The organism is Oleiphilus sp. HI0132, assembly GCF_001635845.1.
Map to the genome: position 1 here is coordinate 1 of NZ_LWGJ01001249.1, position 1,108 is coordinate 1,108.

Annotated in this window: 1 protein-coding gene; it reads left to right on the forward strand. The window is 42.9% G+C overall.

All coding sequences use genetic code 11. The features are described from left to right. Positions 1-1,108, forward strand: a 1,108-nt coding sequence (locus A3766_RS18680) for a sensor histidine kinase (protein ID WP_156508975.1), incomplete at both ends; no start/stop codon positions are given.

The window sequence follows — 1,108 nt, forward strand, 5'->3', positions numbered from 1 at the left end:
GTCAGCACTCACCTTCAAATAAACCTACACAAGCAAGCATTTGATACCGAGTTAGAGAAGCGTATCGTTCTGCTAAAACATAACCTCAACCAACAAGCACTCGTCCAAGCCCAAGCGTTGAGTAGCTCGATCGCAGAAAACCTGGCATCGTTCAATCTTTTTTCTCTAACCCAAATTATTAACGATTCTGTCAACAACACACCAGAGCTGCAGCAAGCTATTTTAGTATCCAAAAACGGCAAAGTATTTATCCACACATCAGATCCGTTGCAGCAACAGCTACCCTATCAGCCGACAAATCATGGCAGCATTAGTCAGGTGAGCATAAAAACCCCTGATAGTATTTCAGTCCTCGGGATTAATAACCCTGAAGACAGCGCTCTTCCGATCTCTTCACTTGAATACCGCGTACCGATAACTATTGGAGAATCCCACTGGGGTGATATTTACCTTCTATATTCGCTGAAAAAACTGAACAAAGTGATCACCCAATCTATTGCAGAAAATACTCAACTACAAGAAGAACAAACGAACAAGGCATTTTATAGTGCCGGAGCGATTTTGTTAGTCGCCTTTGTGCTGATCTCTCAGTTAGCAGAGCGCTTAGTTGAGCCCATAGTGCGTTTAAGCGCTTACACCAAAGAAATTGCAAACGGAAACTTCACTAAAGTCCATAACGCCGCAATAACTGGTACTGATGAAATTGCCGAACTCAGTCATAACTTCACCGACATGGCTAAAAACCTGGAAGAAAATTACCTAGAACAAGCGCAATATAATTTAACGCTTGACGCAAAAGTTAATGAGCGAACAAAGGCGCTGCATAAGAAGAACGAAGAGTTACTTAACGCCTTCAAAAAAGTAGAAGAAAGCCAACAGCAGTTAATATACTCAGAAAAAATTGCAGCACTTGGTCAACTGATCGCAGGTATTGCTCACGAAATCAATACGCCTCTCGGGGCAATAGGCGCATCGGCCAGTAATACCTCTATGAGTTTGGAAGACCACCTTACCCAACTGAAACCTATTCTGGAAAAAAGCCCCGACCCTGACGCTCAAGCACTGAATAAGATCATCTCGCTGATAGGGAGGTCGACGAATAATCATT